Source organism: Streptomyces sp. TLI_185 (genome assembly GCF_003814765.1).
Lineage (GTDB): Bacteria > Actinomycetota > Actinomycetes > Streptomycetales > Streptomycetaceae > Streptomyces.
In genome coordinates this window covers 8242590-8266559 of sequence record NZ_RKRB01000001.1, presented here as the reverse complement: position 1 = coordinate 8266559, position 23970 = coordinate 8242590, and the positions used below count along the sequence as shown (strand labels likewise).

General features: G+C 72.4%; 22 protein-coding genes and 3 pseudogenes. 11 read left to right on the top strand and 14 right to left on the bottom strand.

Translation table 11 applies throughout. The annotated features are described in order from the left end of the window. Nucleotides 1-552 precede the first annotated feature (552 nt). Together EDD92_RS38035 and EDD92_RS38030 are read right to left on the bottom strand one after the other, a co-directional pair. Nucleotides 553-1440, bottom strand: coding sequence for a M56 family metallopeptidase (locus EDD92_RS38035; protein ID WP_123968492.1), 888 nt, complete (start codon nucleotides 1438-1440; stop codon nucleotides 553-555). Between the two features lie 60 nt (nucleotides 1441-1500). Then, nucleotides 1501-1884: a BlaI/MecI/CopY family transcriptional regulator gene (locus EDD92_RS38030; protein WP_099932381.1), complete on the bottom strand. Its 384-nt coding sequence runs from the start codon at nucleotides 1882-1884 to the stop codon at nucleotides 1501-1503. A gap of 136 nt (nucleotides 1885-2020) precedes the next feature. Between EDD92_RS38030 and EDD92_RS38025 the strand changes: the two genes are divergently transcribed. From EDD92_RS38025 to EDD92_RS51600, 5 genes and pseudogenes are all read left to right on the top strand, one after another. After that, a complete protein-coding gene (locus tag EDD92_RS38025) occupies nucleotides 2021-3529 on the top strand; it encodes a hypothetical protein (protein ID WP_260327045.1) in 1509 nt (502 codons plus the stop codon). A 218-nt stretch (nucleotides 3530-3747) separates the two neighbouring features. Beyond that, a complete protein-coding gene (locus EDD92_RS38020; RefSeq protein WP_123968491.1) occupies nucleotides 3748-4638 on the top strand; it encodes a lysylphosphatidylglycerol synthase domain-containing protein in 891 nt (296 codons plus the stop codon). Between the two features lie 238 nt (nucleotides 4639-4876). Next, nucleotides 4877-5152: pseudogene (locus EDD92_RS52525) on the top strand (hypothetical protein); the annotation flags it as partial. A gap of 19 nt (nucleotides 5153-5171) precedes the next feature. Further along, nucleotides 5172-5504 (top strand): hypothetical protein, encoded by a 333-nt coding sequence (locus EDD92_RS51605; protein WP_260327040.1) that lies wholly within the window; start codon nucleotides 5172-5174, stop codon nucleotides 5502-5504. After that, nucleotides 5501-6064: a hypothetical protein gene (locus EDD92_RS51600; protein WP_260327039.1), complete on the top strand. Its 564-nt coding sequence runs from the start codon at nucleotides 5501-5503 to the stop codon at nucleotides 6062-6064. The genes EDD92_RS51605 and EDD92_RS51600 overlap by 4 nt, the downstream gene beginning before the upstream one ends. Here EDD92_RS51600 and EDD92_RS38005 read toward each other — a convergent pair. The 4 genes from EDD92_RS38005 to EDD92_RS37990 form a co-directional block, all read right to left on the bottom strand. After that, nucleotides 6045-6185, bottom strand: a complete 141-nt coding sequence (locus EDD92_RS38005) for a hypothetical protein (RefSeq protein ID WP_399185573.1) — start codon at nucleotides 6183-6185, stop codon at nucleotides 6045-6047. The two genes, EDD92_RS51600 and EDD92_RS38005, sit on opposite strands and share 20 nt — an antisense overlap. A gap of 84 nt (nucleotides 6186-6269) precedes the next feature. Further along, nucleotides 6270-6953: a phosphatase PAP2 family protein gene (locus EDD92_RS38000; RefSeq protein WP_260327038.1), complete on the bottom strand. Its 684-nt coding sequence runs from the start codon at nucleotides 6951-6953 to the stop codon at nucleotides 6270-6272. A gap of 254 nt (nucleotides 6954-7207) precedes the next feature. After that, nucleotides 7208-7813 (bottom strand): phosphatase PAP2 family protein, encoded by a 606-nt coding sequence (locus EDD92_RS37995; protein ID WP_123968489.1) that lies wholly within the window; start codon nucleotides 7811-7813, stop codon nucleotides 7208-7210. Continuing rightward, nucleotides 7810-8475 (bottom strand): DedA family protein, encoded by a 666-nt coding sequence (locus EDD92_RS37990; RefSeq protein ID WP_399184867.1) that lies wholly within the window; start codon nucleotides 8473-8475, stop codon nucleotides 7810-7812. The genes EDD92_RS37995 and EDD92_RS37990 overlap by 4 nt, the downstream gene beginning before the upstream one ends. A 119-nt stretch (nucleotides 8476-8594) precedes the next feature. Between EDD92_RS37990 and EDD92_RS37985 the strand changes: the two genes are divergently transcribed. Both EDD92_RS37985 and EDD92_RS37980 read left to right on the top strand, forming a co-directional pair. Further along, the gene (locus EDD92_RS37985) at nucleotides 8595-9020 is read left to right on the top strand and encodes a BlaI/MecI/CopY family transcriptional regulator (protein WP_123968487.1); all 426 of its coding nucleotides are present in this window, start codon (nucleotides 8595-8597) and stop codon (nucleotides 9018-9020) included. Nucleotides 9021-9099: 79 nt separating this feature from the next. Next, nucleotides 9100-10065 (top strand): M56 family metallopeptidase, encoded by a 966-nt coding sequence (locus EDD92_RS37980; RefSeq protein WP_123968486.1) that lies wholly within the window; start codon nucleotides 9100-9102, stop codon nucleotides 10063-10065. 36 nt (nucleotides 10066-10101) lie between these two features. Here the strand turns inward: EDD92_RS37980 and EDD92_RS37975 are convergent, their stop codons facing one another. After that, the gene (locus tag EDD92_RS37975) at nucleotides 10102-10929 is read right to left on the bottom strand and encodes an alpha/beta fold hydrolase (protein WP_123968485.1); all 828 of its coding nucleotides are present in this window, start codon (nucleotides 10927-10929) and stop codon (nucleotides 10102-10104) included. A gap of 254 nt (nucleotides 10930-11183) precedes the next feature. Here EDD92_RS37975 and EDD92_RS37970 point away from each other — a divergent pair, with 254 nt between their 5' ends. Next, nucleotides 11184-13034, top strand: a complete 1851-nt coding sequence (locus tag EDD92_RS37970; RefSeq protein WP_123968484.1) for a M1 family metallopeptidase — start codon at nucleotides 11184-11186, stop codon at nucleotides 13032-13034. Between the two features lie 122 nt (nucleotides 13035-13156). Here the strand turns inward: EDD92_RS37970 and EDD92_RS37965 are convergent, their stop codons facing one another. The 7 genes and pseudogenes from EDD92_RS37965 to EDD92_RS37935 form a co-directional block, all read right to left on the bottom strand. Then, nucleotides 13157-13495, bottom strand: coding sequence for a hypothetical protein (locus EDD92_RS37965; protein WP_123968483.1), 339 nt, complete (start codon nucleotides 13493-13495; stop codon nucleotides 13157-13159). 144 nt (nucleotides 13496-13639) lie between these two features. Further along, nucleotides 13640-14245 carry a dihydrofolate reductase family protein gene (locus tag EDD92_RS37960; RefSeq protein WP_123968482.1) on the bottom strand — a complete coding sequence of 202 codons (606 nt, stop codon included), beginning with the start codon at nucleotides 14243-14245 and terminating at the stop codon, nucleotides 13640-13642. A 644-nt stretch (nucleotides 14246-14889) separates the two neighbouring features. Further along, nucleotides 14890-14970, bottom strand: a pseudogene (locus tag EDD92_RS51595) (aminoglycoside phosphotransferase family protein); the annotation flags it as partial. 17 nt (nucleotides 14971-14987) lie between these two features. After that, nucleotides 14988-15500, bottom strand: coding sequence for an O-acetyl-ADP-ribose deacetylase (locus tag EDD92_RS37950; protein WP_123968481.1), 513 nt, complete (start codon nucleotides 15498-15500; stop codon nucleotides 14988-14990). Continuing rightward, on the bottom strand, nucleotides 15497-16906 hold the full coding sequence (locus tag EDD92_RS37945; RefSeq protein ID WP_123968480.1) for an NAD(P)/FAD-dependent oxidoreductase: 1410 nt from the start codon (nucleotides 16904-16906) through the stop codon (nucleotides 15497-15499). The genes EDD92_RS37950 and EDD92_RS37945 overlap by 4 nt, the downstream gene beginning before the upstream one ends. A gap of 132 nt (nucleotides 16907-17038) precedes the next feature. Further along, a complete protein-coding gene (locus EDD92_RS37940) occupies nucleotides 17039-17884 on the bottom strand; it encodes an inositol monophosphatase family protein (RefSeq protein ID WP_123968479.1) in 846 nt (281 codons plus the stop codon). Nucleotides 17885-17987: 103 nt separating this feature from the next. Then, nucleotides 17988-19930, bottom strand: a pseudogene (locus tag EDD92_RS37935) (gamma-glutamyltransferase family protein). Nucleotides 19931-20178: 248 nt separating this feature from the next. Here EDD92_RS37935 and EDD92_RS37930 point away from each other — a divergent pair. From EDD92_RS37930 to EDD92_RS37920, 3 genes are all read left to right on the top strand, one after another. After that, entirely contained in the window at nucleotides 20179-20811 is a 633-nt protein-coding gene (locus EDD92_RS37930; protein ID WP_123968478.1) for a DUF6230 family protein, read from the top strand. A 185-nt stretch (nucleotides 20812-20996) separates the two neighbouring features. Then, nucleotides 20997-21857: a DUF6230 family protein gene (locus tag EDD92_RS37925; protein WP_221268176.1), complete on the top strand. Its 861-nt coding sequence runs from the start codon at nucleotides 20997-20999 to the stop codon at nucleotides 21855-21857. Beyond that, the gene (locus EDD92_RS37920) at nucleotides 21751-23883 is read left to right on the top strand and encodes a DUF6114 domain-containing protein (RefSeq protein ID WP_185124253.1); all 2133 of its coding nucleotides are present in this window, start codon (nucleotides 21751-21753) and stop codon (nucleotides 23881-23883) included. The genes EDD92_RS37925 and EDD92_RS37920 overlap by 107 nt, the downstream gene beginning before the upstream one ends. The last annotated feature ends 87 nt before the right edge of the window (nucleotides 23884-23970 follow it).

Below are 23970 nucleotides of genomic sequence, written 5' to 3'. Positions count from 1 at the left end.
GGCCGGGCAGCTCGCAGACGCTGTCCACGCTGGGGCAGCTCCCGCCCCCGTCCGCTCCGCACAAGCGCATGCCTCCGGCCCGGGCAAACACCCGCCCCCCTCCGACCCGGGCAAGCACCCGCCGCCCCCCGTCCGACCCGCACCGCCTCCTTCGCCAGGCACAAGCGCCCGCGCCCCCGACCGACCCGGGCAAACACCCGCCCCGCCGCTCCCGGCGAGAGCCCGCCCGCCATCCGGACCAGGCAAGCACCCGCGCCCCCGTCCGACCCTGGAAAGCACCCCCCGCCTGCTCCAGGCCGGAGCCCGCCCGCCGCCCGGACCAGGCAAGCACCCCCGCCCCCGTCCGACCCGGGAAAGCACCCCCGCCCGCTCCGGGCAAGAGCCCGCCCGCCGCCCGGACCAGGCAAGCACCCGCGCCCCCAACCGGAGCGGGCAGGCACTCCCCCGCCCGCTCCGGGCAAGAGCCCACCCGCCATCCGGGCCGGGCAAGCACCCGCCCCCGTCCAGTCCAGGCGAGCGCATGGCCGCCATCAGCGCGGGCAGGTGCCCGCCTTACGTCAGCGCGCTCCCCAGAAGCTGCAGCAGATCCCCCGTAGCGTCCGCCGCGCCGAGTGCGGGCAGGACTCCGAGGGCCAGTACCGCCGCGGCGATCGGGCGCAGGTGGGGCGGCGTGGCCGTCTGCAGGGCGGCGACGCGGCGGGTGACGGCGCGGTCGGAGAAGTGCAGTGCACAGCCGGGGCGGTGGGCGACAAGGGCGGCTCGGGCCAGGGCCTGGGCCGTGGTCCGGCGGTCGCCGACCGCGGTGGCGGCCTGTTCGTCGGCCCAGCGCTCCACCAGGTAGGCGACCGTCGTCCGCACCGGCACGAGCAGCGGGTTCGCCGCCGCGGCGAGAGTGACCGCGTGGACGAGCAGGGAGTGGCGATGGGCGAGGTGGGCCCGCTCGTGGGCGAGCAGGACACGGCGTTCGGCGGGGCGCAGGGCCGCGAGCATGGCGGAGGTGACCAGGATCCGGCCCGGGGTTCCGGGCACCGCGAACGCCTGCGCGGTCGGTGAGGCCGCGACGACGAGTTCGGTGCCGTCCGGGTGGCCCTCGCACAGGCGGCGCAGGGTGCGGCGGGTGGCGCGTTCGGCGCGGACGGCCCGCAGGACCCGGCAGGCGGCGACCGCGAGAACCGCGAGCGCGGCGAGGGCGACGACTTCGGGGACCGGATCGGGCAGCACCCGGCCGTCCTCACGGGCGTCGGCGACGACCGGCGGCGCCTCGTCGACGAGCGTGACGGTCAGCAGGACCAGCGCCCAGGTGGTGGCGCCCGCGGCGAGGACGGCGGCCGCGGTCAGGGCCCGGGCCGCCGGAGCGGGCGCGAGGCGCAGGCCGACCTGCGGGCTGACGAAGGCGAGCAGCAGGGACAGCAGGAGCGGGGTGTAGACGTCGATCCTCATGTCCCGCCCCGCCTCCCTTCGCCCGCTGCTCCCGTTGCCACTGCGCCTGCGGCTGCCGCCTCACGCACCGCTCTCGCCGAGGAGTGCGCGCAGCGCGGCCTCCTCCGCCGGGCTCAGGCCCGTGACGAACTGCTGGAGGGCGGCTATCGGGTCGGGGCCACGGTCCAGGGCCTGGTGCATGGCCTCGGCCGTCATCTGCGCCGCGTTCTTCGCCGGGCGGTAGGCGCCGCGCCGGCCGTCGGCGTCCCGCAGGACGAGGCTCTTGTCGTGCAGCCGCCGCAGGATCGTGTGCACGGTGTTGTAGGCGAGGTCACCGCCGAGGTCGGCCTGGATCTCGGCAGGCGTGAGGGCCCGGTCCGTCGCCCAGAGGGTGGCGAGGACCTCGCTCTCCAGCTCACCGGGGCTGCGTCGCTCGCCCCTGCCTCGGGAAGTCGTGCCTGCCATGGCCACCACCTTACGGCGCGTAGGGTCCAACGGTCACCAAGTCACACCGACCCCTTACCCAGCTCCGGTTTCGCACCGACCTACAGCCTGTAGGGTGAGATCAACCCTACAACCTGTAGGGCTGGATGGGTGAACGATGACGAGGACCTCCAACGCCGCTCCGGCCCGCGCCACCCAGCACGGGCCGCCGCCGGCCGCCCGGCCGCCGTGGCGCTCTGCGGGCGAGTGGTGGCTCGCGGCCGTGGCGGCGGCCTTCACACTGCTCCAACTCGCCCTGGTGCGGCCCGGGATGGGCCTGGGCTGGGACGAGGCGGTGTACGTCAGCCAGGTGAGCACGCACGCCCCGGCAGCCTTCTTCAGCGCACCGCGCGCCCGCGGCATCACCCTGCTGGTGGCTCCCGTCGCCTCCTGGTCGTCGTCCACCGCGCTGCTGCGGGTGTACTTGGCGGTCCTGTCCGGGCTCGGTCTGTATTGGGCCCTGCGAGCGTGGCGGGGCCTGTTCCCGGTACGGGTGATCGCGGCCGGCGGCGCCCTGTTCGCCTCGCTGTGGATCACCCTCTTCTACGGCCCGCAGGCCATGCCCAACTACTGGGTGGCCGTGGGCGCGTCGGCCACCGTGGGCTTCTTCCTGCATGCCCGCGCCGACCGCGGCCGGCGCGGCGCCCTGTGGGGCGTGGCCGCGGGTACGGCACTGATGGCGTGGATGCGGCCCACGGACGCGGTCTGGGTCACGCTTCCGCTGCTCGCGCTCGTGCTGTGCGTCCGCCCCCGCCGCCACCTGCGGCTGCTGACGACTCTGGTCACCGGCCTTGCCGCGGGGGCGACCGAGTGGATCGTCGAGGCGTACGTCGACTACGGCGGCGTCGGCGCCCGGCTGGCTGCGGGCTCCCGCATCCAGGGCGGCCTGGGCCTGCACAACGCCGTCGCCGACCAGCTGCGCAGCCTCGGCGGACGGGCCCTGTGCCGCCCCTGCACGGGGGCGATCGCGAGCCCGCCGGTGATCGCCTGGTGGGTCGTCCTGCCGCTCCTCGCCGCCGCCGCGCTGGTGATCGCGGTACGGGCCCGCCGCACGACGGCCACGCTGCTGCCGCTGGCCTGCGCGGCGACCGCTGCCGTGCCGTACCTCTTCCTGATCGGCTACGCCGCACCCCGCTTCCTGCTGCCCGCCTACGCGCTGCTCGCGATCCCGGTCGCGGACGCCCTGGCCCGTCTGGTCACCGCGCCGAGCGGGCGTTGGCGGACGGTGGCCGTGACGCTGATGGCCGTGGGGCTCGCGGGCCATCTGGCCGTCCAGTTCGCCGTGTTGGAGCGCGCCGTGTCCCGAACCACCGCCGACCACCGGGTCTGGGGCCGTACCGCCGCCGACCTGCGCCGTCTCGGCGTACACCCACCATGCCTGGTCACCGGGGCCGAATCCGTACCGGTCGCCTTCGCCGCGGGCTGCGCCTCCGCCCACACCGGCGGCCACGACGCCAACACCACGGGCGCGGAACTCGCCCGAACGGCCCACCGGATGCCGGTAGCTCTTCTCACCACGCACCTTGTCCACCCGCCGCCGTACGCCCGCACGTGGCAGCCACACCGTTTGACGGGCGGTTATGCGTACCTCGCTCCCGGTGCCGTACGGAAGGGCGGTCAGGGATGACCACGTCCGTGAACGGGACGGCACGTACGAACGCCGTCGGCGGAGGCCCGTGCGGCTCGGCAGCGCCCCAAAGGGGCGCGGGGCTGTATCAATCTGCGGCTCCGCTGCGGGGCGCGACCAGCCACGACGAAGCCGCAGACGACCGACGGCATATCGCGGCCCCACGGCGGAGCCGCGCAGCGGCACAGCCCAAGGAGCGCTTCGCGCCATGGCATTCGGTGGCAGCGCTCGTCGTCACCGCGGGCGCCGCAGGCCTCGCCGCCCTGCACTGGCCCGTACTGGACTCGGGCGTCGACCGCCTGGCCGTCGCCGACCGCGGCTGGCTGCTGCTGGCAGCCCTGCTCACCCTGCTGACCTGGGCGTGCGCGGCACTCGCGCAACAGGGCGCGGTGCGCGAGGCGCTGCCCGCCGGGCGGCTGGTGACGGTGCAGTTCGCGGCGTCCGCGGCAAACCATCTACTGCCGGCCGGGCTCGGCGCGGGAGCGGTCAATGTGCGGTTCCTGATGCGCTGCCGGCTGCCACCCGGCCGGGCGGCCACGGCCCTCGCGGTCAAATCCACCGCCGGAGCCGTCGTGCGGATCGCCCTGATGGCGGTGCTCGCCCTGGCCTGCCCCGGCGTGCTGCGGCTGCCGTCGGTGGGCGGACCGAAGCTGCTGGCCGGCGCGCTTGCGGCAGCGGCGGCGCTGCCCGTGGCCGTGCTGCTCGTGCGGCGGACGCGTCTGCGGCGGGCGCTGGCCTGCGCGACGGCCGACGTACGTGCCGTGCACGAGAACCCTCGGCGGGCGGCGGCCCTGTGGGGCGGCTCGCTGGCCTTCGCGGCCCTGCACGCGGCGGTCGTGGTCGCCGTGGTCCACGCCCTGGACGTACCTCTTCCCGCCGGGCGAATCGCGCTCGCCTACCTCACCGCGAGCAGCGCCGCCGTCCTGCTGCCGACCCCCGGCGGCCTCGGTTCACTGGACGCCGCGCTCGCCTGGGCGCTCACCACGGCGGGCGCCCCGGGCTCGGCGAGCGTGTCGGCCGTGCTCGGCTACCGGTTGCTGACCGTCTGGCTGCCGCTGGTGCCGGGGCTGCTGGTGCTGGCCGGACTGGTCCGTTCGAGAGCCCTGTGAGGGCACCGCAGTCAGGATGCGTTCAGGTTTCCGGTGACAGCGTCGGCCGTATGACATCAGATACGTCCGGGACAGCTCAGGCCGCTGCGTCGTATGCGCACGGCACCGCCGCCGCGCCACCCACCTGCCGCCGATCGCGGCTGCGTTTGAACAAGGTTCCCGAAGTCACCGTATGTTTCTGGGTGATCAAGGTGCCGTGCACCACCGTCGGCGAGACGGCGGCCGACCTGCTGAACGAGGCTACTGGGTCTCCGCCGTACTGTTCGCGCCGACCATCGCCGCGGTCGCCGTCGCGCGCTTCGCGCTCGGCCCGGACGCGGTGTGGAGCTTCTGGATCGCCTACGTCCTGACCCGCCCGCTGGGCGCCTCGGTCAGCGACCACCTCTCCCAGCCCACCGGGGACGGCGGCCTGGGCCTTGGCACCGTGGTGACGAGCGCGCTGTTCCTCACGGTGATCCTCGGCCTGGTCGTCTTCCTCGCGATCACCCGCAAGGACGTCACCGAACCACAACGACGACAGGAGCTCCCACCACATGACCCGGCAACCCCCCACACAGGCGGCGGAGTCGACGGTCCTCAGCGACCTCGACGCCGTCGGCCGGCGCGATGTACTGAAGAAGCTCCCGGAGGTCACCCTTGCCTTCTGGATCATGAAGATCGCGGCGACCACCCTCGGTGAGACAGCGGGCGACCTCTTCTCGCAGACCCTCAAGCTCGGCTACTTCCTGACCACGATCGCCCTGTTCCTGGTCTTCGTCGTGACGCTGGTCGTCCAGCTCAGGTCGCGGCGCTACAACCCGTTCCTCTACTGGACCGTCATCCTGTCGACCAGCATGGCCGGCGCGCCACGATGTCCGACTTCATGAACCGCGACGCCAGCACCAAGTACCTTTCGGGCGGCGCCACTTCGCTGGGCTGGGGGCCGCAGGGCCTGGGCCTCGGCTATCCGGCGGGCGCCGCGACCCTGATCTCGCTCCTGGCCGTCATCTTCGCCGTGTGGAAGCTGACCGGGATGACGTTCGTCATCCGGGACATCGTCACCTTCCGCGGCGAGGCGCTGTTCTGGTCGGCGATCCTCGTGTCCAACACGCTCGGCACCTCCATGGGCGACTTCCTCTCCGACAGCTCCGGCCTCGGCTATGCCGGCGGTGCGCTGCTCGTGGGCGGGGTGCTCGCCGTCCTGGTCGCCCTGATGAAGACGCCCATGGTGCCGAACGTGCTGCTGTTCTGGTTCGCGTTCGTGCTGACCCGGCCGCTCGGTGCGACGGCCGGCGACTTCCTCACCAAGCCCGTCTCCAAGGGCGGCCTCGACCTCGGCACGGCTGGATCTTCGGCGGTTCTGCTGGCCGTACTGGTCGGGCTGATGGGGTACGCCCACGCACGCGAGCGGCGTCCTGCGGGCGGCGTCACCCGGACGGCAGTCTGACCACGAAGCGTGCACCAGGGGTGAGTTCGGGGTCGTAGGAGACCTCGCCCCACGCGGAGCGGGCCAGGCGCCGTGCCAGCGGCAGCCCCAGGCCCGCTCCGACCAGGATCTTGGGGGGCATGGTCCTCCATCGGCGGTTGTGCGGTATCGGTTGGGCGGTGTGCGGGGGTTGGGGGTGGGGCGCGGGGCGGTGGGTGGGGGTTTCCTAGGACGGTGGCGCGTCCGAAGCATCCGGCGCCGTACCCGCACCAGGCGCCCCGGGCCCATCGCGCCCGCTCGACTCCGCGGGCAGCCGGCGGGCCCAGCCCCACCACAGGCTCAGCCACACGGCAGCGAGCAGCCAGCCGCCGATGACGTCGCTGGCCCAGTGCACCCCGAGGTACACGCGGGTCAGGCCGACCGCTACCGCCCAGCACACCGCGAGCATGCAGGTCGTACGGGCGAGATCCACGCGGGCGCGACGAGTCGTCGCCCAGCACAGCAGACCGGCGGTGAGGGCCGAGGTGGTGGCGTGACCGGAGGGGAACGCGAAGCCGGACGCATGCGTCGCCCAGTCAGCAGGGTCCGGGCGGGCCCGCGCGAACAGTTCCATCAGGCCGGTGCGGACCAGTTGCCCGGCGACCAGCACGATCAGGACGACGAGGGCGGTCCGGATCCGCTCACGTGCGGTGCTCCCCGCGAGGAACCCGGCGATCACGACGACTACGTAGGGCCAGGGCCCGGTCCCCGTCCCCGTGATCCCGCGCGCGAGCGCGACCGCCTCCGGGGGCCGGTGCGCAAGCCCCCACGCGTGGGCCGCCGCGTCCCCGGGCAGGAGAGCGCCGTGGCGCAGGGCCACCGCGGTCGCGAGGGCAGCGAACAGCAGGGCACAGACGACGGCGAGCAGCACCGGCGCTCGTCCGGTCCGGTGCAAGCCCGACCCCCGTCCGGTCCAGTCCAGCCCCGGACCTTGACCGGTCCGGTGCACGCCCGGCCCTGTGCCGGTTCGCCCCGGCCCGCGCCCGCTCCGGTTGGCGCTCGGCCCTCGCCCGCTCGGATTTCCGCCGACACGCCCATCGTGTCCCGCGCCGGCGCCACGTCGAGCAGCGCCCCCAGCTCCAGCCGAACCCCCGCCCCGCACGTCCCGCTCCCCCTCCGGCCCCGTCATGAAGCCGTCACCAGCGGCCTGAGCCGAGTGGCGGCTGCGCGGTCGACGAGGGGGGCGGCCCGGTCCGCCAGGAGCATGAGGGGCCAGGCGAGGGCCGCCCCGAATGCCAGCCCGACGGCCACGTCGTGCGGATAGTGCGCGCCTGTCCAGACCCGGGAGGCGGCCATCAGGACGGCGGCCACGGCCGCGATCGGGCCGAGGCGGTGGTGCGCGAGCCACAGCGCCACCGCAGCGGCTCCGGCGACCACCGCATGGTTGCTGGGGAACGACCAGACGCCCGCGGCCGGGCACGCCTCGACCGTCACGGTGTGCAGCGTCCGGCAGGGTCTGCGCTCGGCCACGGCCGACTTGACCAGTACGTCGACCGCGTAACAGACCACCACGACCACCGGTGCCGCCAGCGCCCGGCCCATCCTTGCCTCCCCCGCGCTGCGGGCCCGCCACCACGCCGCGAGCATCAGGACGCCGAACAGCGCGAGGCCGTAGTCCGACCAGACGGCGATCACCGTGTTCACGGCGTGCGGGGTATGGCGGGCGAGGCCGGTGATCCAGGTGTACGCGCCGCCGTCCACCGTGGCGTCGCCGCAGGCGAGGCCGGTCACGAGGGGGTCCCCTCGGAGGCGCGGCGGGCACGTGCGCGCCGGGCCTCGAGAGCGATCGGGGTGAGGGAGAGGAGGACCACCAGCGCGACCAGCGGCAGCAGGTAGCGGTCGACGTTCGGCACCGAGGAACCCAGCGCGTAGCCGCCCAGCACCAGACCGACCGTCCAGACAAGCCCGCCGATCACCTGCCACAGGGTGAAGACGCGCACCGGCACGTCGAGCGCACCGGCCAGGGGGTTCAGCACCGTGCGCACCACCGGCACGAAGCGGGCCAGGACCACCGCCTTGGCATGCCCGTAGCGCCCGAGCAGCTCCTCGGCCCGCGCCGCGCCCTCGTGCAGCTTCTTCGCACGGCTGCGGGCCAGCAGCGCGCGGCCGCCCCGCCGCCCGAGCCAGTACCCCGTCTGGGCACCGAGCAGCGCGCCGACCACCGCGGCGGCCAGCACCGGCGGAAGCGACAGGTGCACGGATCCACGGACGCCGGGGACACACAACAGCCCGGCCGTGAACAGCAGGGAGTCGCCGGGCAGGAAGAAACCGACCAGCAGGCCGGTCTCGGCGAACATGACGACCGCGATGCCGAGCGCGCCGAAGGCGGACAGCAGGGATCCGGCATCCAGGACGTTCACCGCTTGGGCGACGGCGAACTGGGCAACTGCCACGGAGGCGACCCCTCTCATACTGGAACGTGGACGGAGCGGGCACGGACCCGCACCTAGCGACTACAGTCATGTAGACCGTCTACTGAACTGTAGACGAATCGGAGCCGAGGAGTGTTCCCATGCCCGAGGGGCAGATTGACGAGCCGGCCGGCGGCCCGGTCGACGGGCGCACGGACCGCCGGCCGGCCGGCGAGCTCGAGGCGAGCGTGCTGGCCGCACTGTGGGCCGCCGACGCACCGCTCACGCCCGGCGCCGTCCAGCTGGAGCTCGGCGGCGGTCTCGCCCGTACCACCGTGACCACGATCCTCACGCGTCTGCACGCCAAGGGCGCGGTCACCCGCGCGCGCTCCGGCCGCGGCTACGCCTACGCCCCGGCCCAGGACTCCCCCGGTCTCACCGCCCGCCGTATGCACGCCGAACTCGACAAGGACGAGGACCGCGGCACCGTCCTCGCCCGCTTCGTCTCCGATCTGAGCCCCGAGGACGAACAACTCCTGCGCACGCTCCTGGAGGGCGGCCCCGAGGGCGGTGAGGACAGCGTGTGAACAGCGCCTTACGGATCTTGTTGTCGGCTGCGGCGCGCAGGCTGGTCGACTACGGTCCGGTGGCCCCTGGAGGAAACCCGTGATCTACGCCGTGTGGCTCCCGCTGCTCATGCCGTTCCTCGCCGTGCCCGTGGCCCGGCGTGGCGCCGAGCAGCTGCGGCCGCGGACGGCCGCCGGGGCGCTGACGGCTCTCGCGCTGGTCCTCGCCCTCTCCAGTACGGCGGCGCTGGGCATGCTCGCCCTGGCCGGCGCGCTGCGGCTGTCCTTCGTCGCCCGGGCGGCCCACCTCTCCGCGCATCTGCTGGGCGACGGCTCGCCCGCCACCGTGCCCGCCGCAGTCCTCGCGGCCCTCGCGCTGACCGCTCTCGGCGTCCTGGTCCTCGACCGGACCCGCCGCCACCTGCGCGAACTGCGCGCCGCACACCGCCAGTTCCCCAGCGGGACGAGCGCCGGCGACCTCTGCGTACGGCACGACGACCGGCCCGAGGCCGACGCCCTGCCCGGACGGCCCGGCCGCATCGTGGTGACGACCGGAATGCTGCGCGCCCTCAGCGCCGACGAACGCGAGGTCCTTTTCGCCCACGAACGCGCCCACCTCACCGGCCGCCACCACGTCTTCCTCGCGGCCGCCGAGCTCGCCGTCGCGCTGCACCCCGCCCTGCGCGGTCTGCGCGCGCCCCTCTCGTACGCCTTGGAGCGCTGGGCGGACGAGTCCGCGGCGCAGGCGACGGGGGACCGCGCGCTCACCGCCCGAGCCGTCGGCCGCGCCGCCCTTGCGGCCCGTGCGGCAGGCTCCTCCGCCCGCCCCCGCCTGTCGCTGACCGCCACGGCGGGCCCGGTCCCCCGCCGTGTCACCGCCCTCCTGAGCACCCCCGCGCCCGCCACCCGCCTGCTCCCCCGGTCCCTGGCCTGCCTGCTCCTCGCGTGCGTGGCCGTATCGGCGACGGCGGCTCTGGACGCGGCCACCGATCTGCACACCGGCATCGAGGTCGCCCAGGGTGAGCAGGGACAGCAGGGGCAGGCGGCCTTCGGCGACGGCGACTGACTCCGCTCAGACCTGGTAGCCCCGTAGCCCCAAGGGTCACGGAGACCGGCGGGCCGCCCCTTCGACGAAACCGGTCACGAGGTCGACGTAATCGTCCGGATGCGTCACATGAGGGATGTGCCCCGCGCCTTCGAAGGTGTGCGTCCGTGCCTGCGGCAGGGCCGCGGACAGCCGGCTGACGATGGTGGCGAACCACGGCGGGCTCTCGGTGCCCTTCGACAGCAGGGCGGGCCCGGTGTAGCCGGCGAGGCGGTCGAGGTCGAGGCCGGCCCAGTTCGGATCGGACTGCTCGTCGGCGAAGGTGGGGGCGTTGCGCAGGAAGGTCTCCCGGACCGGGTCCGGCAGCCGCTCCCACATGCCGGGGCCCAGCGCGACCTCTTCCACGAACTCGCGTGCTCCCGCCAGGGTTTCGCCCGCGCGCAGGTGGGCGATCACGGACTCGATCTTCTTCGCGGCGTCCGTCATCAGCGGCTGCAGCTCGGGTACGTCGGCCACGATGCCCAGAAGCGGAGGCTCGTGGGCGATGAGCCCCCGGAAGAGTTCGGGACGTCTGGCGGCCAGGCCCAGTGCGGTCGAGGCTCCGAAGGAGTTGGCCGCCACGTATGCCGGCGCGTACCCCAGGGTCTCCATCAGTGCCGCAAGGTCGTCCTCGTCCTCGGTGCGGTTCCCCTGCCCGGGCGGGCGTTCGCTGAGGCTGTGTCCGCGCCGGTCGTAGACGAGAACCCGGAATCGCTCCGCGAGAGCGCCGAGGACCGGGGTCCAGTTGTTGTGATCGCCCCATGATCCGTGCACCAGGACCAGTGGATCGCCGTCCCCGGCCGTTTCGCAGTAGAGCTCCACGCCGTTCACTCCGACCCGTGCCATAACCAGCCGGTCCTCTCGTCGACAGGCGAAGACTGCCGTCCCCGAGGCCCATGGTCCTCCCCCTCGGTGGCGATTTCCCGGCGATCACCCCAACCCCGCTTTACCCCCTTTTCATGGCATGCCCCCGACAAATCTGCCACGCTACAGCGGTCGCACCACCGATACACGCAGCCCACTGCCGCCCCCAGGCGCACCCCAGCCGACCGGGCGGCACCGAGCAGGCCGGGATCCCGGCCGCCGCAAAGGAGTTTCGCGTGAGAAAGACCCCCCACAGATCCATCGCCGTGCGCGCACTGGCAGTCGCCGCGCTGGCCGCCGTCTCCCTGCCCGCCGCCCCTGCGGCAGCCGCCCCGTCGGCCGCGGCAGCCTGCACCCCGGCGCAGGTGGTCACCAACGGCGGCTTCGAGAGCGGCACTTCACCGTGGACCCAGTCCTCGACGAGCGTCATCACCAGCCGTTCCGGCCAGACCGCACACGGCGGCACGAGCTACGCCTGGCTGGACGGAACGGGCGGCACCCACACCGACACCCTCTCCCAGAGCGTCACGATCCCGTCCGGGTGCAGCACCGCCACCATCTCCTTCTGGCTCCACATCGACACCACCGAGACGACCTCGTCCATCGCGTATGACAAGCTGACGGCGAAGATCGGCGGTACGACGCTGGCGACGTACTCGAACCTCGACAAGAACACCGGGTACGTGAAGAAGACGCTCGACGTCTCGGCGTTCGCCGGCCAGACCGTGACCCTCGCCTTCACCGGCACCGAGGACTCCAGCCTGCAGACCAGTTTCGTCCTCGACGACATCGCCCTGGACACCTCCGGGAGCAGCACCCCGCCGGCGGACTCCACACGCACGCCCGCCACGCCCTCGTACACGGTCAGCCTCAGCAGCAACACCAGCGGCACCGTGTGGACCGGTCACGAGAGCGCGACCTTCACCAACGCCTCCTCGACCGCGTTGAGCGAGGTGTACCTGAGGCTGTGGGACAACTACCACGGCACCTGCGACGCCATGCCGATCACGGTCACCAACGTCAGCGGCGGTACGGCGGGCTCGCTGTCCGTCGGCTGCACGGCCCTGCAGATCACCTTGCCGACACCGCTGGCGCAGGGGCAGTCCGCCACGATCGGCTTCGACCTGGGCATCACCGTGCCCAGCGGCGCGGACCGTTTCGGCCACGACGGGGCCTTCAGCTTCATCGGCAACGCGCTGCCCGTCCTCGCGGTCAAGGACGGATCGGGCTGGCACCTGGACCCGTACACCAACAACGGCGAGTCGTTCTACTCCCTGGCCGCCGACTTCAAGGTGACTCTCGACCACCCCAGCACCCTGCTGGTCCCGGCCACCGGCACCTCGACCGACACGCCAGGCTCCAGCGGCCGTACCGTTACCACCGCGAACGCCTCCAAGGTGCGTGACTTCGCCTGGGCGGCCGGCCCGTTCAGCAAGATCTCCGGCACCTCCACGGCCGGGACCGCGATCAACATCTACTCCGTCTCGGGCATCAGCTCCTCCGACGCCCAGTCGATGCTCAGCACCGCCAAGTCGGCCGTGGACGCCCATGCGGCGCGCTTCGGGGCATACCCGTACGGCGAGCTGGACGCGGTGATCGACAACAACTACTGGTTCGGCGGCATGGAGTACCCCGGGTTCGTCCTCGACCTCGTCAGCACCACCGCGCTCACCCACGAGATCGGTCACCAGTGGTGGTACGGCATCGTCGGCGACGACGAGTACAACAACCCCTGGCTGGACGAGGCGTTCACCGACTACGCCACCGACCTGGCGCTCGGCAAGGCCGGCACCAGCTGCTGGAACAGCGTCTCCTGGGCCTCGTCCGCGGAGAAGATCACCAACTCCATGGCCTACTGGGACGCCCACTCGTCCCGCTACTCCACCGTCGTCTACGGCTACGGCAAGTGCGCCCTGCACGACCTGCGACGGCTGATCGGCGACACGGCGATGACCAAGTTGCTGAAGGACTACGCCACTTCACACTGGTACGGCGTCTCGACCACGGCCGAGTTCAAGGCGGCCGCGCAGGCCGCGACGACCACGGACCTGACGTCCTTCTGGAGCACGCACCGTATCGACGGCTGAGCGTCGGATCGACGGCTGAGCATCGGATCGACGGCTGACGGCCCGGCGGGCCTGCGCGGCGAACGCCTCGTGGGCCCGCTGGTCGTTTCACGCTCCTGCTCCACTCCCGAGTGGCCGGGGCTTCAGTTGGGCGCCCCCGGCGGCACACGCGGAGGCAGGTCGAGCCGGACGGAGTCCGGGGCGGCCGGGTAGGCCGTGATCAGCTCGGCCGCCTCCTCGTGGTGGCCGCCGCCCTTCTGCCGCAGAACCGGGGCGAGTTCACGCAGGACGGCACGGAGCTCGGACCGGACCGGGGCGTGCAGGGCGTCGGAGTCGACCGTACGCAGGGCATGGTGGAGCATGGCCCAGTCGGCGGTGTGCTGCACCGCCGCGCCCGCGGGGACGTCGGCGGGCAAGGGATCGGCACGGCGCCAGGTCGCCGTCAGGAGCGGTGAGGAGTTCCGCGACGCCGGGTACGGCAAGTCCCCTTGAACCAACCCCCGCCCCCAGGAACACGCGCCCCTGGACCGGGCGTCCTGATGTTGGCCGTTCGCCCTCTATCAGGTCTTGCTCCGCGCCCGCCGGCGCCGGCCCGGCGGCCGTCCAGACGGGCGGACGGGGCGACGTCACGCAGGGACGCCGAGCGGCGGGTGCTCGAGCACGCGGGGCTTGTACTCGACCAGCTGGATGCGGCCGTCGAAGGTGCGGTGCTCGATCATCTCGAGGGCAACGTCCGGATAGTCGTCGTAGATGCGTTCTTCGCCCGTGGCCCCGGTGATCACCGGGAACATCACGACCCGGAAGCGGTCGACGAGTCCGGCTCGTAGCAGGGACCGGCACAGGCTGAGGCTGCCGATCGTGCTGAGGAGCCCCGAACCACTCGACTTCATGGCCCGGACCGCCTCGACGGCGTCGTCGCGGACGAGTGTGGAGTTGGCCCACGTCAGTGGCTCCTCGAGTGAGGAGGAGAACACCACCTTGGACGCTTGCGTGAGCTCGTCGACGGACGCCTCTTCTTCGGGCCTGAACTCGTCTTGGCCCTTCGGGACCTCGCCTGCGGCGAAGCCCGACATCAGGCGGTAGGTGTTCGCTCCCATCAGGTAGGTGGCCTCGGGCTGCTCGCCGAGCCATGCGAGGTACTCCGGGCCCTCGAGGCCCCAGAACCCGGGCCATCCCTCTCCCGATGCGTAGCCGTCGAGGGAGGTGATGAAGTCGACGAGAAGCTCCGACATGGCGGTGTCCTTTCCTGGGGTGTCACGAGCTTGGACCGGCCGGAAGCCACAAACTCATCGGCCGCGCTGTGGAGGAACGACAAAACCCATGGCGCTGCAGCCGATCAGGTCAGCGGAGCGGCACTTCTTCGGAGGGCCGGAGGCCTACATGATTGCACTATGCATGCAGTCGGTTAACCTCCGGCTCGTTCCTCATGTCCCTCGCCGCTTCCCTCCAGCGGCAATGGAGCCACGCCCAGAGTCCCCCCTGTTCATGGAGCAGATCCGGCGCCGCTGGGTCCCTCGAAGGGGCACTTGAGTTTGCTCGTGCGGCGGTCAGGGCGAGCGCGCGCTGCAGCTCGTGACGCCCATGTGACGCTCCGGCCGTTTCTGGGTTGCCGGAGGGCCTGGACGAGTTGCCCAGCCGTCCCCGGGGGTCGCGAAGCTGCCATGCCCGCGGCAGCACGGGGCCAAAGTTCAGGTAGAGGGCCACGACCGCCCGCACTGCCCGCACCGGAGGTCAGTCCGCTCACTCCGGGTCCGTGGTGGCGGGCGCCTCGCCGGCCCAAGGCGGCGTATCGACGTCGTCGTCGTTCTCGGTGATGTCGCCGTTCACCGCACTTGCTTCCGGAAGCTCTCGTGGCCGAGGGGGTGCTGAACCTTATGTCGAAACCGTGCTCGACCAGCCGGCGAACCACCCGCAGGCTTCGTAACGACCACCACGCGTGGATCACGTCGAGGTCGAGCGCCACCGTGGTTTCCCTCAGCCCAGTTGGCGTGCGAACGCGTCATACGCCTGGTCATCGAAGAGGACGAACCGCACCTCGTCGACGGCGGTCGGTGTGTCCCTCACCGTCCCCAGCGCGATACGAGCGGCATCCTCCATCGGCCACCGGTACACGCCAGTGGAGATCGCCGGGAACGCGACCGTCCGGGCACCCAGCTCGTCGGCCACGCGCAGTGATTCCCGGTAGCAGGAGGCGAGCAGCTCCGAGCGGTCCTCGGTGGACGACCAGACCGGGCCCACCGTGTGGATCACCCAGCGTGCGTCGAGCTCGCCCGCGGTGGTGGCGACCGCTTGGCCGGTGGGCAGGCCCTTGCCGTACTGCGAGGCGCGGAGTTTGCGGCACTCCTCGAGGATCGCAGGGCCGCCCCGGCGGTGGATGGCACCGTCGACGCCTCCGCCGCCGAGCAGGGACGAGTTCGCGGCGTTGACGATCGCGTCGGCGCTCTCGCGGGTGATGTCGCCCTTGGCGAGCGTGATGGTCGGCGTCATGTCTGCCTCAGCCTTCTCCAGACCGCCTTCGCGGCGTTGTGCCCGGACATGCCGTGTACCCCGGGCCCGGGTGGGGTGGCCGACGAGCAGATGAAGACTGCCGGGTGGGGGGTGCTGTACGGGGAGAGGGAGAGCTTGGGGCGCAGCAGGATCTGGAGTCCGGAGACCGCGCCGGAGGCGATGTCGCCGCCGATGTAGTTGGCGTTGCGGGCGGCGAGTTCGGGCGGGCCCGCGGTGGCGCGGGCGAGGACGCGGTCACGGAACCCCGGGGCGAAGCGCTCAAGTTGGCGCTCCATGGCCTCCGTGAGGTCGCCGGTCCAGCCGCTGGGGACGTGACCGTAGGCCCAGAAGACCTGTTTGCCCTCGGGGGCACGGCTGGGGTCGACGACACCGGGCTGGACCGTGATCATGAAGGGTTTGTCGGGTGCTCTGCCCTCCCGGGAGGCCGCGGTCAGGGCGGCGCCGATCTCCGCGCTGTCCGCGCCGATCTGCACGGTGCCGGCGGCGCGGGCCTCCTCGGCGGTCCACGGCACCGGGCCGTCCAGCGCGTAGTCCACCTTGAAGACTCCGGGGCCGTACTTGTAGCCCTCGTAGTAGCGGCCGAAGCCCGCGATGCGGGCCAGGGCGGTGGGTGAGGTGTCGAAGACGTATGCGCGGGCGGGCGGCAGGTCGTCGAGGCGCTTGACCTCGTAGTCCGTGTGGACCAGGCCGCCCAGGTCCTTGAGGTACGCGGTGAGCGCGTCGGAGATGGACTGGGAGCCGCCGCGGGCCACGGGCCAGCCGCGAGCGTGTGCGGCGAGGGCGAAGACCAGACCGATGGCGCCCGTGGCGAAGCCGTTCAGCGGCGCCATCACATGCGCGACGAGGCCCGCGAACAGGGTCTTCGCCCGCTCGTCCCGGAAGCGGCGGGTCAGCCAGGTCGACGGGGGCAGGCCGACCAGGCCGAAGCGGGCGAGGGTCACCGGGTCGCGCGGGAGCGCGGTGAGCGGCAGGGACATGAAGTCGCGGGCCAGGGTGTCCCACTTGGGGAGGAAGGGCGCGACCAGCCTGCGGTAGGCACCCGCGTCCCGTGGGCCGAAGGATGCGGCGGTCTCCGCGACGGAGCGGGACAGCACGGCGGCGGTGCCGTCGGTGAAGGGGTGCGCCATGGGCAGCTCGGCGTGCAGCCACTCCAGGCCGTAGCGCTCCAGGGGCATGGCGCGGAACGCCGGGGAGTTGATGGCGAGGGGGTGGGCCGCGGAGCACGGGTCGTGCCGGAAGCCGGGCAGGGTGAGCTCTTCGGTACGGGCTCCTCCGCCGACGGTGTCGCGGGCCTCGAACACCGCTACGGAGAAGCCGCGGCGGGCCAGTTCCACGGCGGCCGTCAGGCCGTTCGGCCCCGCACCCACCACGACAGCATCGAGCATCGACGGCACCTTCGGACCCCTTCGTCAGCCGATGGCCTCTGAGGATCAGGATATGCCGGGGCACTGACAGTCTCCGGCGGCGGGTGGTCCACGCTGATCAGGCCCCTGGGCCGGCCTGAACGGGTGCCTGGATCAGGTCGTACCCGACAGCAGCCCGTGCACCCGGTGGGCCGTCGCCGTGTCGCGTGCGGCCGTGAACGGAAGGACGTTGCCCCCCTTGATGCGGAAGGGCTCCCCGCTGAGGGTGAGGTGGGCGCCGCCCGCCTCCTCGACCAGCAGGATTCCCGCCGCGTGATCCCACGCCGCCTCCCAGGAGAAGGCGACGGCATCCAACTCGCCGCGGGCTATGGCGAGATACTCGAGGCCCGCCGAGCCACAGGACCGGAACGCGACACCGTCGGTCCGCAGGCCGAGCAGGGCGCGCTTCTGCTCGTCGGTCGTGTAGTCCGGGTGGGAGGTGGCCACTTGGAGGTCCTGGCCGGGGACGGGCGAGCCCGCGGACAGCCGCTCGCCGTCGAGGAAGGCGCCCTGGCCCCTTGTGGCCGTGGCCAGTTGGTCCCGCGCGGGTGCGTAGGTCCAGGAGGCGAGCAGAACTCCGCGGTGCGCGAGGGCGACCAGCGTGCAGAATCCGGATTCGCCGCGCACGAACTGGCGTGTCCCGTCGACCGGGTCGACTATCCAGACCGGGGCGTCGCCCTGGATCGCCTCGTACGTCACCGGGTCGGCGTGCACCGCCTCCTCGCCGACCACGACCGAACCGGGCAGGAGGGCACCGAGGGTGTCCGTGAGGTACTGCTCGGCGAGGCGGTCGGCGTCGGTCACCAGGTCGTGAGGTCCCGCCTTCTGGTCGACCTCGTGCGCGGCCAGTCGGCGGAAGCGGGGCATGATCTCGGCCGCGGCGGCCTTGCGGACCGCCTCCTCCACGTCGGCCGAGTGGCGGGCGAGAAACTCGTCGATGGTTTCCTTGTCTTCGATCATGGCTCCATGAGAGCACGCGCCACTGACAATCCCCGCCGTGCCGGTGGATCCCCGGTGGAATCGGCGTGAACTCGGCATGCTCGGTCGGCGGCCCGGTGCGCGATCAGCGACCGACCGCGTACCCCTGCATGCCCCGCGGGTTCGCGGCGGCGGACAGGATGCCGGTCTCCGGGTCCCGGGCGACCGCGCACAGCCGTCCTTCCGACCAGGGGTCGCCGACGGTCACGTCGTGCCCGCGGCGCCGCAGTTCCTCGACGACGCCGGGGTCCGTGCGGGACTCGACCGTCACGCTTCCCGGCCGCATGCCGCGCGGGTAGAACGACCCCGGGAAGCCGTCGTTGTGCCAGTTCGGGGCGTCGATGGCGCCCTGCAGGTCGAGACCGCCGCGGACCGGTGCGCGCAGGGCGACGGCCAGGAAGAAGTGCAGCTGCCACTGGTCCTGCTGGTCCCCGCCGGGGGTGCCGAACGCCATGACCGGGACGCCGCCGCGCAGGGCGATCGAGGGCGTGAGGGTGGTGCGGGGCCGGCGGCCGGGCGTCAGCGAGTTCGGCAGGCCCTCCTCCAGCCAGGTCATCTGCAGCCGGGTGCCGAGCGGGAAGCCCAGCTCGGGCACGACTGGGTTGGACTGCAGCCAGCCGCCGCTGGGCGTGGCCGCGACCAGGTTGCCCCAACGGTCGACGACGTCGAGATGGCAGGTGTCGCCGCGGGTGGCGCCGTCGGCGCGCACCTCGGGTTCACTCAGGTCTGCGTCGCGACGTCCGAGCCGGTCATGGGGGCCTGCCTGCTTTTCTGCCGGCCGCCCGGGGGTTGCCCCCCGGGGAAATGCAGCCCCGGCACGCGCGCGTGGCTCACCCGGCACCGGGGACGTGGTCGGCTTGGCGACCGTCGGCTCACCTGCGCCCATCGGGTCGAACCCAGGGTCGTCGGAGACGACCACGCGCGCGTGCCCGCTCAGCCGCGGGGTCCGCCCGCCAGGGCTGCCGGGACGCAGCTCGTACGAGGCCTTGTCGCCGACGAGGTCGCGCCGGGCCGCGTTGTAGTCCGCCGACAGCAGCTCGTCGAGCGGGACCTCGGCGGCGTCCCCGTACCAGGCCTCCCGGTCGGCCATGGCGAGCTTGCAGCCCTCGATCAGCAGGTGGACGTAGTCTGCGGACCCGTACTCGGGCAACTCGGGCGGGAGTAGAGCGAGCTGCTGGAGGAAGGCCGGGCCCTGGCTCCACGGGCCGGCCTTGCACAGGGTCCAGCCGTGCCAGTCATAGGTCGCCGCTGCCTCGTAGGTCGCGGACCAGCCGGCGAGGTCGGCGGCCGTAAGGGTGCCGGTGTGGCGTTCGCCGCTGGTGTCCATGGTGGGCCGCTGCGCCTGCCGTATCAGGGCCTCGGCTATGAACCCGGACCGCCAGACCTCCCGCGCCGCCTCGATCTGCGCGACCCGGTCCCCCGCCCCGGCAACCTCCGCGAGCAGTCGCTTCCAGGTGGCGGCGAGCGCGGGGTTGCGCAGCAGCTCACCGGGGCGCGGGGCTTCCCGCCCGGCAGGTAGACCTCCGCCGACGAGGTCCACTCCGTCTCGAACAGCTGCCGTACCGACTCGACGGTCGCGCCGACGTTCTCCACGGGCGCGTGCCCGTGCTCGGCGTACCCGATGGCGTATTTGAGGACCTCGGCGAGGGGCTTGGTGCCGTGGTCGCGCAACAGGAGCATCCAGGCGTCGAACGCCCCGGGCACGGCGGCGGCAAGCGGCCCGGTGCCGGGGACGAGTTCCAGCCCGAGTCCCCGGTAGTGCGCGACCGTCGCTCCGGCGGGTGCAACGCCCTGGCCGCACAGCACCTGCACCTCGCCGCCCGCCGGGGCGAGCAGGATCGGCACCTCACCGCCGGGCCCGTTGAGGTGCGGCTCGACGACGTGCAGCACGAACGCCCCGGCCACGGCCGCGTCGTACGCGTTGCCGCCGTCCTCCAGGACGGCCATCGCCGACTGCGAAGCCAGCCAGTGGGTGGAGGAAACCATCCCGAAGGTGCCCTGGAGGGTGGGACGAGTCGTGAAATGCATCTCTGACCTCAATGTTTGCGGGCATGGGCCAGGCCCATCCAACCCCAGACGAAACCGGGGGAGAAAGACCACGCGAGGCGCGCTGGCCGTTCCCGGGCGCCCGAAGTCTGGGTTGCTCACTGCGAACCGGCTCCGGTTGCCGACCCCCACACCGCAGGTTGCAATGAGGCTGTGGCCCGACGGCCGCAGCCAGCGGCGCAGGTGGTGTCCCACCCCCGCTCGGCCCCGCTCGAGCCGGGGAGGCAGTGATGACGTTCCCTGAGCCCGGTCCCCGCCCCGCGGGTCACACCCGGTGGGGGCGGCTCGGCCTGGTGATGGTGCCGACGCTGGTGGTGTCCGCGCTGCTCCTGGTGGGGGTCGGCAGCGGCATACTCCCTGTCTCGCTCGCGGTCTCGGCCCAGTCCATGGCGATTTCGGGACAGAACCTCAAGATCACCGCCGACCGGCTGGAAGGCACCGGGTTCACCCAGTACGTCGCGACGGACCGGTCGAAGTCCCAGACGTACCCGGAGGCCATCGCCGGGATCGACTCGGCCGACCTGTACAACCTGTGCCAGTCGATGGTCGTCAAGCTCCCCGTCGTCGGCGAGACCACCCTGCGGATCGGCGCCGGCGGGGGCGGCAAGCCCGCGCACGCGGACCATCTCGTCGTCCACACCGACGACCTCGGCGGCGACGCGGAGTTCCACAACATCGTCATCGGCCAGGATGCCTCGACCTTCGAAGACGGTTCCGGTTCCCTTGCGGGAGTCTTCGGACAGCAGGCCGACACCGTACGCATCGATCACCTGCGGCAGTCGACCCGAGAGGTGAAGGCGGCGACCTTCCGGCTCACGGGCCTGCACCTCACCGTGAAGGCCGGATCCAAGCCCTGCTACTGAACACCCTCCCCCTCCCCTTTTGAGCCGCGCGGGTGAATGCGTCCGTCCATTGGGGTCCCGCCGCTGATTCTCGGAGTCACCCGCGGGTTCCGCCGGAGTTGGCGATGCGTACCGCCCGAGACTCGGGAATTTGGGGCTTCTCGGCCCGCTGACGGGCCGGCCCGGATTGTCTGACGGGGAGAGGGATGACAAGCATCGCCGACAGTGCCACCCAGACCACCGTGAGCACACGTCTCACGGGCCACACCCGATGGAGGCGCCTGGCCGTGGCCATGGTGCCCACCCTGCTGGCCTCCGCGGCGCTGTGCACAGCGATGGCGCGTGGCGCCCTGGCCGCGTCCTTCGGAGTGTCACCCAACTCGTTCACGGTTTCCGGCGAGAGCTTCCAGATCTCGGCCAGCACGCTCGACGGGCAAGGGTTCGTTCAGTTCGGTGTGCTGGACCGCGGCGCTCATGCCTCGTACCCGGAAGCTCTTTCCGGCATCCGGTCCGCGGACCTGTACGACCTGTGCCAGTCCGTCGTACAGGACGTGCCCGTCCTCGGCCCCGTCACCCTGCGGCTGACCTCGGGCAGCGGCGGGACCCCCGCGCACGCGGACCGGCTCGTCGCGGACAGCCACGACCTGCAGGGCGACGCACTCTTCCACAACATCAACATCGGTCAGGATGCCGCGACCGTGCAGGGTGTGCCGGGCGTGCACGGCGCGCCCGGCGGCTTCGGCGAGCAGGCCGACACCGTACGCATCGACAACCTGCGGCAGCAGACCCGTTCGGTGAGTGCGGCGACGTTCCGGCTGCCGGGGCTCCACCTGAGCGTGCAGGTCGGCTCGAACCCGTGTTTCGATGCTGATGCGGATCAGGGGGACGACGGCTCTTCTGGTGCGGATCACGAGGGTCACGGCTCTTCTGGTGCCGATCACGGAGGTCACCACTCCTCTGATGCCGGTCACGGAGGTCACCACTCCTCTGATGCGGATCACGCAGGTCACGACTCGTCCGGTGCGGATCACGGACACCACCACACTCCGGGGGATCGAAGTGAGTAGTGCGTGGCTGCACCTCGGAGGCAGGAGGAAGGGAGAGGCTGACGGGACGCGCCGCGGATGGTGGAGCGCCTTCCGCGACTGGCGGCGCAGCCGCCCGTTCTGGGCCGGGGTGTGGACGCTGCTGGCCGGGGTCGAGATCCTCTCCATCCCGTTCGCGCCGTTGCCGGTCATGATGCATGAAGGCATCGCCGGCGTTGCGGGGTCGCTCATGGGGATCTTCCTGGTGGTCCTCGCGCTCAGCATGTGGCTGTCGCCCGGCCACCGGGTGTTCGCGGGCATCGCGACGCTGGTGCTGGCGGTCGCCTCGCTCGTGCTCTCCAATTTCGGCGGTTTCCTGATCGGTTTTCTGCTGGGCATCACCGGCGGCGCGATGGCGGTGAGCTGGGTGCCGTACGAGCGGCCTCCGGTCCGGCCGCCGATCTGGCCGGACTGGCGTCGCGGCAACGGCTCGGGCCGCTCTGGAGGATCGGACGATCCTGAAGGGCCGGACGGTCCGGGTGGCCCCGGTGATTCGGGCGGTTCCGGTGGTTCTTGCGGTCCCGGTGGGGCGGGTGGCTCCGGTGACCCCGGCGGTTCCGGTGAACCGGACGGCTGGGGAGGCGGCGGAGGTCATGCGGTCGGCGGCGGACAATCCGGCGGCAGCCCGCGCCCGAACGGTCTGACCTGGCGCACCAGCCGTATGCGGGCGCTCGGTGTGCTTCCGATCGGGGCCCTGCTGACCGGCGGCCTGCAACCGGCCCCGGCGCACCTCCCCCGAGTGCTGCCGAGCCGCGCCGATCCCCCGAGCGTGCTCGGGAGCGCCGTCGACGACACCACTCCCCCGCACCTGACCGTCTGCTCTCTGCTCGGCGGACTGCTGGCCGGGGCGGCACCTCCCACGAGCGGCACCGGAGGCCGCATCCCGGGCGCCGGCTCCGCAGTACACGGCCCGCACGGCCCGCACGCCCCCCTCGTCTCTCTTGTGCCGAAGCCGCGTACCGAGACGAACGACAGACACAGGCCCGCACGCGGACCGGCCTCCGTCAAGCCCGCACCCGCTCCCCCGGCTTCGTCCGGAGCGGGCCTTCTCGGCTCGGTCTCCGACCTGCTCGGCCTGCACGGATCACCCGACGCACCCGACAAACACGAGAACGACCCGGCTGCCCGGCACGACCGTGCAACGCCGCGGCCGGCCCGCCCCGCCGGCCCACCGCAGCGCAGCAAGCCCGACCACGCCGCCGGGCCGGGCACGTCGGACAGGCAGCCGAGCAGGTCCGCCGACGACGTCACGCCGTCCGTCCTGCGCCTGGACATCCCGCCGCTGCCTGCCGACGGGCGGATGGACGGGCCGCTGTCGCTGCTGCCACTGCACATCGATCTGGGCGCCGGCTCCGGGCGGGACGAGCACTCGCGCTGGTGCCTTCCGCAGCCCCTGATCTCCCTCAGGCTGGGTGTCGATGCCGCCGCGTACCGCGTACGCACCGCCGCCCAGCCGTTCCGGGTCGTCACCCCGCTGCTGGTGCTCACCGGCCTGACCTATCACGGCATCACCGAGGTGCCGACGGCGTACGGCCCCCAGGAGGTCCTGGTCTTCACGGCGTACCGGGTCGACATTGCGAGCCTGCGCCAGACGGCCCCTCTCCTTGCCCCCGGATGCGGCCGCAACCAGCCCCCGCCGCCCGCTCCGCCCTTCCACGGTCTGCCCGGCCTCCGGCTGCCGCTGCTCGACATGGGCATCCCCGGCATCGGCCGCGTGGACCCGTCCGCCCCCGGCCCCTGGTATCCCTGCCAGGGCACGCTGGAGACGGACGCCCCCTCCAGCACGACGGTGGCCACCGGGCAGCCCGTGGTCCTGCTGACCAAGGTCCTCAGCGGGAACCTTCTCGGCCTGCTCCCCGTCACGTTCACCCCGAGCATGCCGCCCCCACTGCCACCGGGGCTCACCCTTCCCATCCCGATCTTCTTCACGAACGTCACCGCGTACAACCAGTTCCTCAGCGCCGACGAACTGGACATCCCCGGGATCCACCAGACGGCATCCCGCTGACCGCACGCCGCCACCCCATCGGCATACCGGTGACGACGCGTCAGCTGGGGATTTTGGCCTCGGAATTACTCTCCCACGACTGACTGA

Excerpts from the sequence above, each read along its gene's own strand:
- EDD92_RS38035 (WP_123968492.1), bottom strand. The coding sequence starts at position 1,440 with ATGAGGATCGACGTCTACACCCCGCTCCTGCTGTCCCTGCTGCTCGCC.
- EDD92_RS38030 (WP_099932381.1), bottom strand. The coding sequence starts at position 1,884 with ATGGCAGGCACGACTTCCCGAGGCAGGGGCGAGCGACGCAGCCCCGGT.
- EDD92_RS38025 (WP_260327045.1), top strand. The coding sequence starts at position 2,021 with ATGACGAGGACCTCCAACGCCGCTCCGGCCCGCGCCACCCAGCACGGG.
- EDD92_RS51605 (WP_260327040.1), top strand. The coding sequence starts at position 5,172 with ATGACCCGGCAACCCCCCACACAGGCGGCGGAGTCGACGGTCCTCAGC.
- EDD92_RS51600 (WP_260327039.1), top strand. The coding sequence starts at position 5,501 with ATGAACCGCGACGCCAGCACCAAGTACCTTTCGGGCGGCGCCACTTCG.
- EDD92_RS38005 (WP_399185573.1), bottom strand. The coding sequence starts at position 6,185 with ATGCCCCCCAAGATCCTGGTCGGAGCGGGCCTGGGGCTGCCGCTGGCA.
- EDD92_RS37985 (WP_123968487.1), top strand. The coding sequence starts at position 8,595 with ATGCCCGAGGGGCAGATTGACGAGCCGGCCGGCGGCCCGGTCGACGGG.
- EDD92_RS37975 (WP_123968485.1), bottom strand. The coding sequence starts at position 10,929 with ATGGCACGGGTCGGAGTGAACGGCGTGGAGCTCTACTGCGAAACGGCC.
- EDD92_RS37960 (WP_123968482.1), bottom strand. The coding sequence starts at position 14,245 with ATGTCGGAGCTTCTCGTCGACTTCATCACCTCCCTCGACGGCTACGCA.
- EDD92_RS37950 (WP_123968481.1), bottom strand. The coding sequence starts at position 15,500 with ATGACGCCGACCATCACGCTCGCCAAGGGCGACATCACCCGCGAGAGC.
- EDD92_RS37945 (WP_123968480.1), bottom strand. The coding sequence starts at position 16,906 with ATGCTCGATGCTGTCGTGGTGGGTGCGGGGCCGAACGGCCTGACGGCC.
- EDD92_RS37940 (WP_123968479.1), bottom strand. The coding sequence starts at position 17,884 with ATGATCGAAGACAAGGAAACCATCGACGAGTTTCTCGCCCGCCACTCG.
- EDD92_RS37930 (WP_123968478.1), top strand. The coding sequence starts at position 20,179 with ATGACGTTCCCTGAGCCCGGTCCCCGCCCCGCGGGTCACACCCGGTGG.
- EDD92_RS37925 (WP_221268176.1), top strand. The coding sequence starts at position 20,997 with ATGACAAGCATCGCCGACAGTGCCACCCAGACCACCGTGAGCACACGT.
- EDD92_RS37920 (WP_185124253.1), top strand. The coding sequence starts at position 21,751 with ATGCCGGTCACGGAGGTCACCACTCCTCTGATGCGGATCACGCAGGTC.